General features: G+C 62.1%; 19 protein-coding genes and 1 pseudogene. 11 read left to right on the top strand and 9 right to left on the bottom strand.

Going from position 1 to position 14,810, the window contains the following annotated elements:
* Window positions 1-26 precede the first annotated feature (26 nt).
* The 3 genes from OGL93_RS08325 to OGL93_RS08335 form a co-directional block, all read right to left on the bottom strand.
* The gene (locus OGL93_RS08325; RefSeq protein WP_263262334.1) at window positions 27-1,037 is read right to left on the bottom strand and encodes an SIS domain-containing protein; all 1,011 of its coding nucleotides are present in this window, start codon (window positions 1,035-1,037) and stop codon (window positions 27-29) included.
* On the bottom strand, window positions 1,030-2,136 hold the full coding sequence (gene nagA, locus OGL93_RS08330) for an N-acetylglucosamine-6-phosphate deacetylase (protein WP_263262097.1): 1,107 nt from the start codon (window positions 2,134-2,136) through the stop codon (window positions 1,030-1,032). The genes OGL93_RS08325 and nagA overlap by 8 nt, the downstream gene beginning before the upstream one ends.
* A 64-nt stretch (window positions 2,137-2,200) precedes the next feature.
* Complete coding sequence (locus tag OGL93_RS08335) at window positions 2,201-2,932, bottom strand: GntR family transcriptional regulator (protein ID WP_263262099.1); 732 nt, start codon at window positions 2,930-2,932, stop codon at window positions 2,201-2,203.
* A gap of 195 nt (window positions 2,933-3,127) precedes the next feature.
* On the opposite strand from OGL93_RS08335, the pseudogene OGL93_RS08340 reads away from it, so the two are divergent.
* Window positions 3,128-3,342 (top strand): annotated as a pseudogene (locus OGL93_RS08340) (hypothetical protein); the annotation flags it as partial.
* 26 nt (window positions 3,343-3,368) lie between these two features.
* Here OGL93_RS08340 and OGL93_RS08345 read toward each other — a convergent pair.
* Complete coding sequence (locus OGL93_RS08345) at window positions 3,369-3,596, bottom strand: hypothetical protein (RefSeq protein WP_263262100.1); 228 nt, start codon at window positions 3,594-3,596, stop codon at window positions 3,369-3,371.
* A 97-nt stretch (window positions 3,597-3,693) separates the two neighbouring features.
* On the opposite strand from OGL93_RS08345, the gene OGL93_RS08350 reads away from it, so the two are divergent.
* On the top strand, window positions 3,694-3,918 hold the full coding sequence (locus OGL93_RS08350; RefSeq protein WP_263262101.1) for a DUF1983 domain-containing protein: 225 nt from the start codon (window positions 3,694-3,696) through the stop codon (window positions 3,916-3,918).
* Here OGL93_RS08350 and OGL93_RS08355 read toward each other — a convergent pair.
* The 3 genes from OGL93_RS08355 to OGL93_RS08365 form a co-directional block, all read right to left on the bottom strand.
* Window positions 3,867-4,175 (bottom strand): hypothetical protein, encoded by a 309-nt coding sequence (locus tag OGL93_RS08355; protein ID WP_263262102.1) that lies wholly within the window; start codon window positions 4,173-4,175, stop codon window positions 3,867-3,869. The two genes, OGL93_RS08350 and OGL93_RS08355, sit on opposite strands and share 52 nt — an antisense overlap.
* Before the next feature lie 297 nt (window positions 4,176-4,472).
* Entirely contained in the window at window positions 4,473-5,156 is a 684-nt protein-coding gene (locus OGL93_RS08360) for a GNAT family N-acetyltransferase (protein WP_263262103.1), read from the bottom strand.
* Between the two features lie 123 nt (window positions 5,157-5,279).
* Window positions 5,280-6,371 (bottom strand): NADH:flavin oxidoreductase/NADH oxidase, encoded by a 1,092-nt coding sequence (locus OGL93_RS08365; protein ID WP_263262104.1) that lies wholly within the window; start codon window positions 6,369-6,371, stop codon window positions 5,280-5,282.
* Window positions 6,372-6,453: 82 nt separating this feature from the next.
* Here OGL93_RS08365 and OGL93_RS08370 point away from each other — a divergent pair, with 82 nt between their 5' ends.
* On the top strand, window positions 6,454-6,753 hold the full coding sequence (locus tag OGL93_RS08370; protein WP_263262105.1) for a helix-turn-helix domain-containing protein: 300 nt from the start codon (window positions 6,454-6,456) through the stop codon (window positions 6,751-6,753).
* 68 nt (window positions 6,754-6,821) lie between these two features.
* Here OGL93_RS08370 and OGL93_RS08375 read toward each other — a convergent pair whose 3' ends face one another.
* Complete coding sequence (locus OGL93_RS08375; RefSeq protein ID WP_263262106.1) at window positions 6,822-7,700, bottom strand: alpha/beta hydrolase; 879 nt, start codon at window positions 7,698-7,700, stop codon at window positions 6,822-6,824.
* 219 nt (window positions 7,701-7,919) lie between these two features.
* On the opposite strand from OGL93_RS08375, the gene OGL93_RS08380 reads away from it, so the two are divergent.
* The 8 genes from OGL93_RS08380 to OGL93_RS08410 all read left to right on the top strand — a co-directional run bounded on the left by OGL93_RS08380 (window position 7,920) and on the right by OGL93_RS08410 (window position 14,284).
* Window positions 7,920-8,507 (top strand): ABATE domain-containing protein, encoded by a 588-nt coding sequence (locus tag OGL93_RS08380; RefSeq protein WP_263262108.1) that lies wholly within the window; start codon window positions 7,920-7,922, stop codon window positions 8,505-8,507.
* 114 nt (window positions 8,508-8,621) lie between these two features.
* Window positions 8,622-9,134: a hypothetical protein gene (locus OGL93_RS08385; protein ID WP_263262109.1), complete on the top strand. Its 513-nt coding sequence runs from the start codon at window positions 8,622-8,624 to the stop codon at window positions 9,132-9,134.
* A 279-nt stretch (window positions 9,135-9,413) separates the two neighbouring features.
* Entirely contained in the window at window positions 9,414-9,980 is a 567-nt protein-coding gene (gene mntP / locus OGL93_RS08390) for a manganese efflux pump MntP (protein ID WP_263262110.1), read from the top strand.
* A 226-nt stretch (window positions 9,981-10,206) separates the two neighbouring features.
* Window positions 10,207-10,608, top strand: coding sequence for an amino acid permease (locus OGL93_RS22205; protein WP_276583462.1), 402 nt, complete (start codon window positions 10,207-10,209; stop codon window positions 10,606-10,608).
* A 26-nt stretch (window positions 10,609-10,634) separates the two neighbouring features.
* Window positions 10,635-11,576: an amino acid permease gene (locus OGL93_RS08395; protein ID WP_276583463.1), complete on the top strand. Its 942-nt coding sequence runs from the start codon at window positions 10,635-10,637 to the stop codon at window positions 11,574-11,576.
* A gap of 17 nt (window positions 11,577-11,593) precedes the next feature.
* Window positions 11,594-12,622, top strand: coding sequence for a fructoselysine 6-phosphate deglycase (gene frlB / locus OGL93_RS08400; RefSeq protein ID WP_263262112.1), 1,029 nt, complete (start codon window positions 11,594-11,596; stop codon window positions 12,620-12,622).
* 57 nt (window positions 12,623-12,679) lie between these two features.
* Window positions 12,680-13,468, top strand: a complete 789-nt coding sequence (gene frlD / locus OGL93_RS08405; RefSeq protein ID WP_263262113.1) for a fructoselysine 6-kinase — start codon at window positions 12,680-12,682, stop codon at window positions 13,466-13,468.
* An 84-nt stretch (window positions 13,469-13,552) separates the two neighbouring features.
* Window positions 13,553-14,284, top strand: a complete 732-nt coding sequence (locus tag OGL93_RS08410; RefSeq protein WP_263262114.1) for a GntR family transcriptional regulator — start codon at window positions 13,553-13,555, stop codon at window positions 14,282-14,284.
* Between the two features lie 63 nt (window positions 14,285-14,347).
* On the opposite strand, the gene OGL93_RS08415 is transcribed toward OGL93_RS08410, so the two are convergent.
* Window positions 14,348-14,794 carry an excinuclease gene (locus tag OGL93_RS08415; protein ID WP_263262116.1) on the bottom strand — a complete coding sequence of 149 codons (447 nt, stop codon included), beginning with the start codon at window positions 14,792-14,794 and terminating at the stop codon, window positions 14,348-14,350.
* Window positions 14,795-14,810 lie beyond the last annotated feature (16 nt).

Here is a 14,810-nt window from a genome sequence, read left to right on the forward strand (position 1 = left end):
GCAGTAGCCCGCCAGAGCGGGACGGGTCAACGGGTTCGGGTCACTTTGCTCAGGTGCCGCGGCTGGTCAGGATCCAGCCCTCGCGCCTGGGCAAGGGCTGCGGCCATGACATAAAACGACTGGATGGCCAGGAGCGGGTCCAGGGCGGGGTGATCGGCGCAGCTCAGCGTCAGGTCACGGTCAGCGATGTCGTCCGGCGCCGCCAGCAACACCTTCGCGCCGCGTTGCCGCATGTCGGCGGCCAGCGCCAGCAGCCCGGCTTGTTCAGGGCCCCGAAGGGCGAAAATCAGCAAGGGGTATTGATCGTCGACCAGCGCCATGGGGCCATGTCGCACCTCCGCACTGCTGAACGCTTCGGCCTGTATGGCCGAGGTTTCCTTGAATTTCAGCGCGGCTTCCTGGGCCACGGCAAACCCCAGGCCGCGGCCAATGACCATCAGGCGCTCACAGCTTCTCAAGGCGTTCACTGCAGCGGACCACTCTTGCTGTGTCGCCGCCAGCAGGCGTTCGGGCAACGTTCTGCCTGCATCCAGCAAAGGCTTGTCCTGTTGCCAGTGGGCGAGCAGCCGCGCGCTGGCGCTAAGGGTGCAGATAAAGCTCTTGGTGGCGGCGACACTCAGTTCAGGGCCTGCGCCGAGCGGCAACAGGTACTCGCAAGCCTGTTCGAGAGGGGAGCCTTGTGCGTTCACTACGGCGATGCTCAGGGCGCCATGGTCGCGCAGCTTATGCATCGTGCCCACCAGGTCTGGGCTCTGGCCAGACTGCGAGAACGCGAACGCCGGCTGGCCTTCGACCTTGAGCGGGGAGGCATGCAGCGTTGCCACAGACATCGGCAACGACGCCACCGGGATGCCAGTCATTTGCGTCGTTAGATAGGCAAAATAGCTCGCCGCGTGATCAGAACTGCCACGGGCGACCGTCAACACCACGCTTGGCGCCGCGTGCCGCAGACGCTCACCCAGCGTGATCAGGCCCGGCTCGAGCAGGTCCAGTTGACGGCGCACGCTTTCCTCGGAGGACAGGGCCTCTTCAAGCATTTTCGATTTCAACGGCTTCTCCTTCGACCATCACGGCGGTCAGCTTCAGATCACGGTCCAGGTACACGGCATCCGCCCAACTGCCCGGTTGCAGGCGGCCGCGCTCCTTGATTCCCAGATAGTCGGCGGGAAACTGCGACAGCCGCTGCGAGGCTTCAGCCAGGGGCACGCCGATCTTCACCAGGTTGCGCAGCGCCTGATCCATGGTCAGGGTGCTGCCCGCCAGGGTTCCATCCGCCAGGCGCACGCCACCCAGGCACTTGGTCACCGTGTGGCTGCCGAGTTTGTAGTGGCCGTCCGGCATGCCCGTGGCGGCGGTCGAGTCAGTGACGCAGTACAGGCAAGGGATGGCGCGCAGCGCCACGCGGATGGCGCCGGGATGCACGTGCAGCAGGTCGGGGATCACTTCGGCGTAGCGCGCGTGAGCCAGCGCTGCCCCGACGATGCCAGGCTCGCGGTGGTGCAGTGGGCTCATGGCGTTATACAGGTGGGTGAAGCTGGTGGCGCCGGCGGCCAGCGCCGCGACGCCGTCTTCATAGCTGCCGAGTGTGTGGCCGATCTGCACACAGACCTTGCGCTGCACCAGTGCTTGAATCAGATCCAGGTGCCCAGCGATCTCAGGCGCGAGGGTAATCACCTTGATCGGCGCCAGGCGCAGGTAGTCCTCGACCTGCGCCAGTACTGCGCCGTGGGCATGATTGGGCTGTGCACCGAGTTTGCCGGGGTTGATATAAGGGCCTTCCAAGTGCACGCCCAGCACCCGGGCGGTGTTGGCCTGCCGGCCCTCGCAGTACTGGCCCAGTTGCTCCAGCACCTGGCGTATTTGCGCCGCAGGCGCGGTCATCGTGGTGGCCAGCAAGGCCGTGGTACCGAACCGCAGATGGGTTCGGGCGATGGTGGCGAAACCGGCGGTGCCTTCCATGATGTCGCTGCCACCGCCGCCATGAACATGCAGGTCGATGAAGCCCGGCAACACGTAGGGCAGGTCGTTGTCGTCGGGATTGCACGGCGTGCCGACGACGTTCAGCACGCGGCCAGCGCGATGTTGCAACTGGCCCCGGACCCAGCCGGCCGGGGTAAGGATGTTGAAGTCGGGCATGCAGTCTCCCTAAGCACGACCATTGAGAAAAAGTGGTGCTGTTCAGATCGTTCGAAGCGAGGGCTCAGCGACGCAGTTCGGCAACGAAGTCGTAGTAGTCGTCGCGGCAATAGGTGTCGGTCAGCTCAATGGGCGTTTTGTCGGCAAGAAAGCCGATCCGGGTCATTCGTAGCATGGCGGTGCCCGGCGCGATCCCAACCAGCGCTGCCATCTCCGTGGAAGCGTTGATCGCTCGAATGTGTTGGAGCGCACGCACCACCGGGCGGCCGATGGCTTCAAGATGGGCGTAGAGCGAATCCCCGATGGCTCGCGGCTCAGGCAGCAGCGCTGCGGGCAAGGTGCTGAGCTCAACGGCCATGACCACCCCGTCGGCTTTGCGCAGGCGCTTGAGGCGTGCCACTTGGTCAGAGGGGGAGAGGCTCAGCCGTGTCAGCTCATCGAGAGTAGGCAGGGCAATTTCACGCTCGAGCCACTGCGAGCTGGGGGTCAGCCCCTTTGACCGAAGCATTTCGGTGAAGCTGGAAAGGCGCGAAAGTGGCTGCTCCAAGCGAGGCGTGATGAACGTGCCCGAGCCCTGATTGCGGCGGATCAAGCCTTGCTCCACCAGCACATCCAGTGCTTTGCGGGCAGTCACGCGGGAGATATTCAAGTCTTCGCTAAGGCTGCGCTCGGACGGCAAGGCCTGGTCGGCTTTCCATTGGCCAGCCTGGATGGCCGCCTCAAGGTTGCGCGCAAGCTGCAGGTACAGAGGCGTGGGCTGGCTGCTATCGGGTCGCAGGGTGATGATCGAATCCATCGTCGGCTTCCAGGTGGCACTTTATTGGTATCTTTGTGGTATTGGAAAATAATACCACTTGGATACCACGTCAACAGGCTTTTGCTAGGGCCGTGTTTCTGCCTTGCTGATAGCTGTCAGCGGCGCCGGGTTAATCAGTCAGCGCTTTCATCGTTTTTTATAAAGGTTTCGTATACGTTACCTGCGCGTTGGTCTGAGGCCACCGCGCTTCAGTTCGAGCCGAGCAAGTTCGCCCATATCGACAGCGGCGCGCGCCTGGAAGACCGGCCGATCAGCGTGATCCTGATCACCACGGTACCGCCCTCAGCAAGCATCACAGACATGGAGTGGCGCAAGGGCAGCGGCACTGGATCAAGGTGCTGCGCACCGGCGCCACCAGCGTGGGCGTGACCGGGATTTACGCCGGTGCTACGCGCCGCCGGATGCCGCGCACTGGTCAGATATAAGCAAGATGGTCGAGATGGGTAATGGCTTGGCGGTTCCAATCCAGCAGCACACCGCGAGCATCGAGGAGCTGGATGGTGTGATCACCGCCACCGCCTCGCCGATGAAGCGACGCTAAGCGGATCATCCAGGCCCAGGCGAGCATCACTGCCGAAATCGGCACGAAAAGCACCGACATCCACAGGGTGATCGCGAAAACGAACTGGCTCCGCACTTCCAAGATCTGGAAGCCAGGTGGGGCGACGTTAAGCAGCAGTCGCCCAGGCTATGGCTAACTTGGAAGGGAAGTTGGAGGCCATGTGGTCGGGACGGTGAAGATGCAGCTCACCACCAATGGCCGTTACGTTGCTGCTGGCATCGAGACCCCGGTTGCAGGGCTACAGAGCCGATTCTTGGTGTCAGCCCACCGTTTCGCGGTGGTTGGTATCCAAGCCGGACCTGGTGTTCCGCCTCTTATCTGGCGCGCATACTCCCAGGCCCATCATCAGCCTCATTCCTTCTGGTCCAGATACTCTTCGGCCAGCTTGTCGAAATTCTCATAGACCCATCGTGTAACCGTGGCCCGGCTTGGCGCCGTGGACTTGAAATGCACCTTGATCATCCACTCGGCGGCGATCCGCTCCTCCCGAGTGAAGTCCCTGCCGTCTTGCCATTTAAGAGAGTTGAGATAGGGCAGCATCTCGTACCCTTGGCTTCGGCTCAGATGATAAGCATCTTGCTTCGTCTTGGTCGGATCATCTCCGTTTCCAGCGCTCCAAGCATAGGTAAACCGCAGGTCCCTTCGGGTGAGTTTGGACATTTTCGACTCTCCTTCAAATAACCAAAGGATCGATCAGTTGATCGCTCTACCCTAGAGGGCAGGGTCCGAAAACGTCGAAGATGACCATCTGGGTGATAAGTTGGAAAACCGCATGGCTTGATTTAAGCCTGTCCAGGACCGCGCAGCGATGGACGTTCCTGATGGGGAATGGACCAGGAGGAGGGTAGTACCCTGGAAGAAATGGGTTCCTGCACTCGAATGGAACGGCCGGTACGTCCAAGGGGCCAGGCGTGGCCCATCCGAAACAAGCATAAACCCAGCGTCAAAAGCCCCTGACTACTCCCCCAGGCGTGCCCGCGCTTGTTGCGCCGCATGCCGCTCCAACTGATCGAGCCGGTAGTCGCGCTGTTTCTCCGCCTCGATCATCGCCTTGCGGCCGTGTTGCTTGAGCAGGTAGGCATGAATCTGCTGCACCTCTACCGTGCGGTAGATGGGGGCGACGTCCAGGAGCCTGGTGTTCCCCAAGGTGCGGGTATGTCGGGTGTTCATCAGCACCTGCGGCCCTCGCGCGCCCAGCACGTGCCAGCCCTGGGCCTCGAACCAGCCGAGAACGCTCACCGCGCACGCCGCTTCGGTATGCGGGTAGCGGGCAATCACGCCGCCCAGCAGTGCGCGGCCGATGCCTTGGCAGCGATGGCTGGGGAGCACGGCCAGGTATAACAGCGTGCAGGCATCGGCCGCGCCCACCACAGGCAGGTAAAGGGCAAAGCCCAGCACTTTCGAGGGGTCGAGCGCATCGAGGGCGAGCAACAGCTCGACCTCAAGGCCCTGTTCGCCGCCCATGGCCTGCAGGTACCGATGCACTTCAAGGCCAAGGCCATACTGGTACAAGGGATACAGCGGGTTGCTCGGCGCTAGCGCCGCACTGCTCAAGGCCGTCAGGTGGTTGATGGCCAACTGCTGCACTTGGCTGGCAAAGGCGTCCGGAGGTGGGGTGAGCTGTAGGCTGAGCTGGAACATGGGCGTCTGAGGAAGGTGGGGGCCGGGCATCATACCCCAGCACTGCATGGGCGAAAAAACACCGCAGTGGGCGCGCTGGGGTAGATGAGGCTGCCGCTGGCACCGCGGCACCGATGGCGGGGCTTAACGGTAGCGTTCAAGCCAATGGGCATAGGGCGCGGGGAGGGTCCAGGAGGCCTTGTCGACGTTCAGCTCCTTGGCCGCAAAGTAGGCCCAGTGCGGGTCCGCCAAGTGGGCGCGCCCCACCGATACCAGGTCCAGCTGGCCGGCCTGGATCGCCTCATGGGCGAGCTGCGGAGTGCCAAAGCCCCAAGCGGACGTTACCGGCAGGCCGGCCTCGCGCCGCACGCGCTCGGCGATCGGGGCCAGGAAGGCAGGGCCCCAGGGAATATGGGTATCCGGAATGGTGAAACCTACGCTCACGCTCAGCAGGTCGAGGCCGCCTTGCTTGAAGCGACGTGCCAGCTCGATGGATTCGCCAAGCGTCTGCTCGTCGCGCCCGTCGTATTCGATCACCCCGAAGCGGGCGGTCAACGGCAGGTGCTCTGGCCAAACTTCACGAACGGCCGCGAGGGTTTCCAGCAGGAAACGGCTGCGGTTCTCGAAGCTGCCGCCGTAGGCGTCGGTACGCTGGTTGGAGTGCTCCGAGAAGAAGCTCTGGCCCAGATAACCATGCGCGAAGTGCAGCTCGATCCATTCGAAACCGGCTTCATGGGCCCGGCGCGCCGCATTGACGAAGTCTTGGCGCACACGGGCAATGTCGTCCAGCGTCATCTCCTGGGGCACTTTGGGCAGGTTGGCGCCGAAGGCGATCGGGGAGGGCGCGAGGGTCTTCCAGCCGTTGGGGTCCGTATCGGCCATATGATCATCGCCTTCCCAGGGGCGATTGGCACTCGCTTTGCGGCCAGCATGCGCGATCTGGATACCCGGCACGGCGCCCGCGGCCTTGATCGCTTTCACCGCAGGCACGAAGGCCTGTGCGTGTTCATCGCTCCAGATGCCCGCGCACCCCGGGGTAATACGGCCCTCCGGAGAAACGGCAGTCGCCTCGACCACCACGAGGCCCGCGCCACCGCGGGCCATGCTCGCCAGATGCACGTGGTGCCAGTCGTTGATCACACCGTTTTCGGCCATGTACTGGCACATCGGAGGAATGGCTATGCGATTGCGCAAGGTGACGTCCTTGAGCGAGAACGGTTCGAACAGGGCTGACATAAAAGCTCCGGGTCATTTGATTCGGTAGTTCGATAGTATTCGAAATATGGCGTAAATAGAAACCCCCCGTTATCATCAGCCTATGCGTGCCTTTAAACATCCCCTCCCTGCCGACTTCGTCCTCGAGCGTGTGCTATACGCCCTGAGCGACCCCGTTCGCATGGAAATCGTCCGCTACCTCGCCGGCGTGCCCGAGGCGTCGTGCAGTGAACTGGACGGTGGGCGCCCCAAATCCAGCATGTCCCATCACTTCCGGGTGTTGCGCGACGCAGGGCTCGTTCAAACCCGGAATGTTGGCACCACGCACATGAACTCGCTGCGTTCAGATGAGCTCAATCAGCGGTTTCCGGGCTTGCTCGAATGCATCGTGACCCAGGCCTGATCTCCCTGGGTTCTGGATTCTGGATTCTGGTTGCAGGGCCAGGGGCGAGGTTAACCGCCCCAGTCACATCACCCCTCAACGCCTCCCAACACCTCCCGAATCCGCCGCGCGATGTGCTCGGCATGGGTTTCCAGTGCAAAGTGCCCGGTGTCGAGCAGCTCTACCACGGCTGCGGGGTTGTCGCGCTTATAGGCGTGTGCGCCCGGCGGAATGAAGAACGGGTCATGCTCGCCCCAGATCACCAGGGTCGGCACCAGGTAGTCCCGGAAGAACTGCTGAAACTGCGGGTACAGCGTGAGGTTGTTTTGGTAATCGAGGAACAGGTCGAGCTGGATGTCCTTGTTGCCCGGGCGCTCCATCAGCAGCGTGTCGAGCATGTAGCCCTCGGGCGCGACCAAGGTTTCGTCACTCACCCCATGGGTGTATTGCCAGCGAATGCCTTCGAGGTTGAGCGCGGCATCGAGCACCCCCTGGCGGTGCTCGGCGGTAGGCGCGGCCCAGTAGGTTCTGATCGGCGCCCAGGCGTCTCCCAACCCCTCGAGGTACGCGTTGCCGTTCTGTGAAACCAACCCTGTGATGCGCTCCGGATGCGCAACTGCCAGCCTTAGGCCGGTGGGCGCGCCGTAGTCGAACACATACAGGGCGTAACGGGTGAGGCCTACCGCTGTAACGAAAGCTTCCAAGGTAGTGGCGAGTGCGTCGAAGGTGTAACGGTAACCGCGCTCACCGGGAACTTCGGTGAAGCCAAAGCCTGGCAAGTCAGGAGCGACGATGTGAAAGCGGTCGGCGAGCAGCGGGATCAGGTTTCGGAACTGGTAGGACCCCGTGGGAAAGCCATGCAGCAGCAATAGCGTGGGCAGGGCAGGGTCGCCTGCTTCGCGATAGAAAACCCGTACGCCGTCGGCGTCGGCGAACCGGTAGTGTATCGGGCTTGCGGAAGTGGACATGGTGAGGTCTCCTGTAACCGTTCAAATTACCTAATGGGGTTACAGACGAGGCTAGATGGGCTTTCGTAACCTGTCAAACAAGATTTAACGGTTTCTGTTTCTCGTGTTGGATCGATTGAAGCCCGCAAAAATAGATGTGCAAGCGAGGCGTAACAGGGCGAATGTGTAACCGAAATATATGATAGTGTGGTTACATCTAGCAGGATTCTGGTGACCCACATGCCCGATAACACCCACGACGGCACCGCGCCGCCCCCGCTTATCGCGGACCATCCCGCCCTGGAAATGCTCAATACCGTCAGCATCGTCGAGGGGCAGCCTCGCGATCATTGGCAAACGGATGAAGACGTACGCGCATGGCTGGCCCGCATGGAACTGCCCTTGCCGCGTGACGCAACCGCGGCCAGCGGGCAGTTGCTTGACACAGCCCGCCGCTTGCGCGAGGCGATCCGCTACTTGGTACAGCAGCGCAAAGCCAGTGCCCTTGGCGACCCTGGCGTGCTCAATGACTTTCTTCGGGACGGCGCCAGCTATGTCCAGCTGGTGTGGCCGAGCGGTGCCAGCCCCCAGGTCGTGCGCCACGGTTTGCATCATTCCCTGGCGGCGGCTTTGTACCCTTTGGCGAGCCAAGCGGCGGAGCTATTGAGCCAAGGCGACTTTGAACGGGTTCGCGCCTGTGAACACCCCGAATGCGTGCTGTGGTTCTACGACCGAACCAAATCCCACCGCCGCCGTTGGTGCAGCATGGCCGTGTGCGGTAACCGTTTCAAAGTGACCGAGCATCGCAAGCGGGTTGCTCTGAAATAGGCAGCCGGTGCCTGCGTATGGGCAAACGTGAACTTGAAGAGTGTGATGTCACGCCACTGATACTAATTTAATATCATTTTGCTGCAATTCGCTCCGGCCGCACGAGCCAAGCCAATGAAGGCGACAAGGAGCAGTTATGAAAATAGAAAAACAGGCGTGGCGCTGGCTATGTCGTTGGGGCTTGCCGGTTGCGCAAGCATTTTGGGGGAATCGAAGTATCCGGTCACCGTTACGAGCGCACCGCCGGGCGCTTCGTTTGAAATCGTTAATAAAAGCGGGGAAGTCGTTCATTCCGGCAACACGCCTAGCACCGTCACGCTCAAGTCTGGCCGGGGCTATTTCACCGGCCAAACTTACACGCTGCGTTTCAAGAAAAACGGTTATCCAGACAAGACCGTTACCCTTAACTCGAGCCTAAGCGGCTGGTACTGGGGGAACATCCTGTTCGGCGGCGTGATCGGCATGCTGATCGTCGATCCAGCTACCGGGGCAATGTATAAACTGCCTGAGCATGTCTCGGCAGACATGGGCACACCCGCGGCGAAGGCTGATAATCACGACCTTACAGTGGCGCTGATCGATTCACTCTCCATGGCTCAGCGTGAACAGTTGATTCCGCTCAACTGAAGGCGCTGCTAAGCAGTCGCCTCTCGGGCTGCCCGTCCAGCACTGGCAGCCCGAACCCCACGGCTTTCCATCACGTTTCTTTCACATTCGGTCCTTTATCGTTCGCCCCGCTTTGGGGAGTAGCCTGGGCCTGGCGTCGATGCCGGCTCGTTCGTGTCAACATTCTCGGCAACGTGCCGTGGTACGAACACCGTTGTGGTTGGCGAGACCAACGATACCTTCGCGGCCAGTCGGGCCCGCGGCGGGTCGTTGTCTTCGTCGCCCGGCTGGAGCAGTGCCTTGAACCCCATTTCGCTTTTCCTTCTTGCCATGGCGATGTCAACGGACGCCTTCGCTGCCGCTGTCGCCAAGGGCTCTGCCTTGCAAAAGCCGCGCTTGTCGCAGGCCCTCCGCACGGGCGTCATCTTTGGTGTGATCGAGGGGATTACCCCGATCCTCGGCTGGCTGCTGGGCCAGGCTGCGTCGAAGTTCGTCGCCAACTGGGATCACTGGATCGCCTTCACGCTGTTGCTGATGCTCGGCTTGCACATGATCTACAACGGCTTGAAACCGGAGCATGAAGAGGAAGAAAAAGCGACCCATCACACCTTCATGGTGCTGGCGATAACCGCAGTCGCCACCAGCATCGACGCACTGGCGGTGGGGGTAGGGCTTGCGTTCATTAACGTGAATATCTTCGTCGCCGCCACGGCCATCGGTGTGGCCACGCTGACGATGGTCACCCTCGGCACCATGCTTGGCCGGGTGCTCGGGACTCTCGTCGGGCGGCGCGCGGAAATCGCCGGGGGCGTGGTGCTGATACTGATCGGCGCGACCATCCTCTACGAACACCTGTCCGCCGGCTGACATCGGTGGTCCCCATAAACCCGCTTCGGCGGGTTTTTTTATTTCCAGGCTATAAGCGTGCCGGCCGTAAAAAAAGCGCTTGCACTCAGCCCATCCGCTGCTACATTCGTATCAATACGTTATATATCGTTATGTTCAAAATATCGCGTATCGAGCACTGCTTTGCGTAGTCATCCGCCGCTCCTGCGGCGGCCCCCAAATCCAATGAAAACAAACGGGTGGGCGTATGCAAGTCAACGAAGGGCAAGCAAAAGAACTGCAACGAAAACTGGGCTTCTGGGCGGTGTTGGCCATCGCAGTGGGCACCACGGTGGGGTCGGGCATTTTCGTGTCCGTGGGGGAGGTGGCTAAGGCCGCGGGGTCCCCACTGTTGACGATTCTCGCCTTCGTGATCGGCGGGCTGATCGTGATACCACAGATGTGCGTGTACGCCGAGCTGTCCACGGCCTACCCGGAGAACGGCGCGGATTACATCTACCTGAAAAAAGCCGGCAGCCGCCCATTGGCGTTCCTGTCCGGCTGGACCACCTTCTGGGCGAACGACGCACCTTCGCTATCGATCATGGCCTTGGCCATCGTCAGCACCTCCACTTCATCGTGCCCATCGGCCCGTTGTCCGGAAAACTGATCGCGACCTTGCTGGTGCTGAGTTTCATGCTCTTGCATCTGCGTTCGGTGGAAGGCGGGGCGACCTTCCAGACCCTCATCACCATTGCCAAGATCATTCCGTTCACCCTGGTGATCGGGCTGGGCATCTTTTACATCCGCGGTGAGAACTTCGCGGCGCCGGCGTCTTCGCTGCCCAGCCTGGGGCTCGGTGCCGGCTTGATGGCGTTGCTGGCAGGGGTGTCCGCGACCAGTTGGTCCTACACGGGCATGGCTTCCATCTGCTACATGACCGGCGAAATCAAACAGCCCGGCAAAACCATGCCCCGGGCCCTGATCGGTTCCTGCCTGCTGGTGCTGGCGCTCTATTCGCTGCTGGCGCTGGTGATCACCGGGATGATGCCCTTCGAGCGGCTGCTCGCGTCTGAAACACCGATTTCCGATGCCCTGACCTACCTTCCGGCCTTGGGCAGCGTCGCCGGCGTGTTCGTGGCGCTCACGGCCATCGTGGTAATCCTCGGCTCGCTGTCCAGTTGCGTGATGTACCAGCCGCGGCTCGAATACGCCATGGCCAAGGACCAGCTCTTCTTCAAGTGCTTCGCCCACGTGCACCCGCGCTTTCAAACGCCGGACTATTCCATCGTGCTGCAGTGCGCCCTGGGCATCGTGTTCATTTACGCGTCGGACCTCACTGCCTTGCTCGGCTACTTCACCCTGGTGATGTGCTTCAAGAACACCCTGACCTTCGGTTCGATCATCTGGTGTCGCCGCCGCCCGGACTACAACCCCCTTTGGCGCACCCCCGCCTTTGGCCTGATGACCTTCCTGGCGCTGGCGTCGAGCCTGATCCTGGTGGCATCGACCTTCATCTGGGCACCGGTGCCCGGGCTGGTGTGCGCGGTCATCGTGATCGCCACCGGCTTGCCCGCCTACGCGTATTGGGAGCGCCGCAACAAGCGCATCGCTGCCTTGCACACTCAACCGACCTAATGCCCTGGAGTGACGACATGCTGGATATTGACAAGAGCACCGTGGATTTCCTGGTGACCGAGAACATGGTTCAAGAGGTGCAAAAGGTGCTTGAGCGGGATGTGCCCAAGGTCAAGGCCATCGTCAAGCAGATGCTTGCCCGAGGCGTGGACCGCTTCTATTTCGTGGCCTGTGGTTCCCCGCTCAACGCCGCGCAGACCGCCAAGCACCTGGTGGAGCGCTACTCGGGCTTGCAGTGCATGGCCTACTCGGGCTGGGAGTTCTGCGACAACACCCCCCATCGACTGGATGACCGCTGCGCGGTGATCGGTGTGTCCGACTATGGCAAAACCGAGGAAGTCATCCAGGCCCTTCGCCTGGCCGGCGAGCGCGGCGCCCTGACCGCGGCCTTCACCAAGCGCCCAGACAGCCCCATCGTTGCGGCGGCCGAACATGTGGTTGCCTACGAGGCGGACTGCATCTGGGAAATCCACTTGCTGCTCTGTTACACCGTGGCGCTGGAAATGATCAGCCAGCGCGAACCCAACCCGCACCCGGACGTAGCCCGTATCAGCCGCGAGCTGCACCAGCTGCCCACGGCGCTGGGAGAGTTGGTGCGCGGCTGGGAAGACAAAGGCCGTGCCCTGGGTGAGCAGGCCTCGGCCTGGCCGATGATCTACACCGTGGCGGCCGGCCCGCTGCGGCCTCTGGCCTACAAAGAGGGGATCGTCACCCTGATGGAGTTCACCTGGACCCACGGCAGCGTGCTGGAAAGCGGTGAATTCCGCCACGGCCCGCTGGAAGTGGTGGAGCCCGGCGTGCCCTTTCTGTTCCTGCTGGGCACGGATGAAAGCCGGCATACCACCGAGCGCGCTATCCGTTTCGTGAAGCAACGCACCAACAACGTGATCGTGGTGGACTACGCCGACATCAGCCATGGCCTGCACCCTTGGCTGGCGCCCTTCCTGATGTTCGTGCCGATGGAATGGCTGTGCTACTACCTCTCGATCTACAAGGACCACAACCCGGATGATCGCCGTTACTACGGCGGGCTGGTCGAGTATTGAGCCAGGCAAAAGGGGCGCTGGCGGTCGCCCCTTCGTTCACGGGAAGGAGCGTTCAGCATGAAGAAACTGGTCACGTTGGGTGACAACTGCATCGATGTGTACCCGGCGCTGGGCCGTGGGTTTTCCGGCGGCAATGCGGTCAACGTGGCCGTGTACAGCACCCGTTATGGCATGCGCCCCGCCTATGTCGGTTGGGTCGGAAGCGACGCCTATGGGCAGCAGTTGCAGGGCGAGCTGGCAGCCAAGGGGGTGGACGTCAGCCACGTTCATCGCAGGCCTGGGCTCACCGCGCAAACCATCGTTGAACTGCGCGGCAATGACCGGGTGCTGGGTGATTACACCGAAGGCGTGATGGCTGATTTCCGTCTCAGCGAGGCGGACCTGGCCTGGCTCGGCCAGTTCGACCTCATCCACGCTGGGATCTGGGGCCACGTCGACCCCTACCTCGCCGCGCTCAAGGCGCAGGGAAAGCTGATCAGCTTCGATTTCGCAGACAAATGGAGCAGTCCCTTGTGGCAAACGCTGCCGGCTAGCCTGGCCTACGCCTTCGCCTCAGCGCCCGCGGACACTCCCGAGCTGCGTGGGCGCCTGCGGGAAGTGGTGCAGATGGGCGCCGACGCAGCCGTGGCGACCCTCGGCGAACATGGCAGCCTGGCCTACGATGGCCAACGGTTTCACCATCAGAGCGCGCTGCCGGTGGAGATCGTCGACACCATGGGCGCCGGTGACGCCTTCATCGCCGGCTTTCTGTGCGCCGTGGCGCGCGGCCTGGGCATCGCGCCGGCCATGGCACAAGGCGCCGCGGGCGCGGCCCTGACCTTGCAGCACCACGGTGCCTGGGGCTAACGCCCCGCGCCTGGGAAAAGCTGGAAGCACCGCCAACTGCCCTTATACTGGCTGCCGTGTTCGTCCTCCCCACAAGGTTGGTTCATGCCCGGCTTGCAGCGCAATACCTCCCAGCGGCTCTATGCGGTGGTCCGCCAGCGGATCCTCGACGCCATCGAGCAGGGCGTGTACCAGGTGGATCAGCAGATCCCCACCGAGCCGGACCTGTGCGAACTTTATGGCGTTAGCCGGATCACCGTGCGCAAGGCCATAACGGACCTGGTCAAGGACGGCGTGCTCACCCGCCTGCAAGGCAAGGGCACTTTCGTGCAGGGGCGCAAGGTGGAGAATGCCTTGCTCACGGTCAGCGGCTTCACCGACTTCGGCATCGCCCAGGGCAAGAACACCCGGGAGGAGGTGATCAAGCAGGAACTGATCGGCGTCGACGATTACCAGCAACGGCTGGACGTGCCCCCAGAGAGCCGGATCTTCAAGCTGGTGCGGGTGATGTACCTCGAGGACGAGCCGCTGTTCATCGACTACTCCTATATCCCCCTGGCCCGTTACCCCGAATTCGACCAGCGTTACGAGCCTGGGCGCTCGACCTATCAACTGCTGCAAGACCAATACGAAACGCGGGTGCTCAGCGACCGCAAGGTGATCGATGTGTACACCGCCACCAAGGCCGAAGCCAAGTGGCTCACCTGCGAGCTGGGCGAGCCGTTGTTCCGTATCGGCAAGATCGCCTACGACCAGGACGGCCGCCCCGTGCACTGCTCAGAGCTGTACTGCCGGGCCAACCGCATCAGCCTGACCATCGATAACACGCACAAATAGGCATTGGCCTAGCCTGCGACCCCCGCTCAGCACCGGTCGCGGGCTAGGCCTGCGCCCGCAGGCTTATTTTACGTTCGCCACGTCACCTTTCAACGCAACACCGGCGATAACCGCACCGGCGTGGCATTCGTATTGGCTGGCGTCACGGCGTTCGATGCGCTTGTAGAAGCTCACGATGTTGGTCACCGCGTTAGCCCCGGCTTGCTTGGCGGCGTCTTGCAGCGTCAGCAGGGCTGACTGCAGCGCCCACTCGCAGGCTTGCGCATCCGTCTTGTTGAAGGCGTTGGTTTTCTTGTTGGTAACCGCGTCGGGGCTGACCACGCTGACCTTGCCCTTGGGCGTGGTGCCGGCCAGGTAGAATTTGACGGTGCCGTCGAGTTTCTTCTCCTTCAGCATCTGCTGCACCACGTTGTCGAACGGCAGCATCAGCGTCGTGTCACGCGCCTGGCTGATCGCAGGCAGGCTGCCCAGCAGCAGGGCAGTGGCGGCGGCCAAGGTTTTCAGTGTCATCGGGTCACTCCTTTGG

It is taken from the genome of Pseudomonas sp. RIT-PI-S (assembly GCF_025642975.1).
GTDB lineage: Bacteria > Pseudomonadota > Gammaproteobacteria > Pseudomonadales > Pseudomonadaceae > Aquipseudomonas.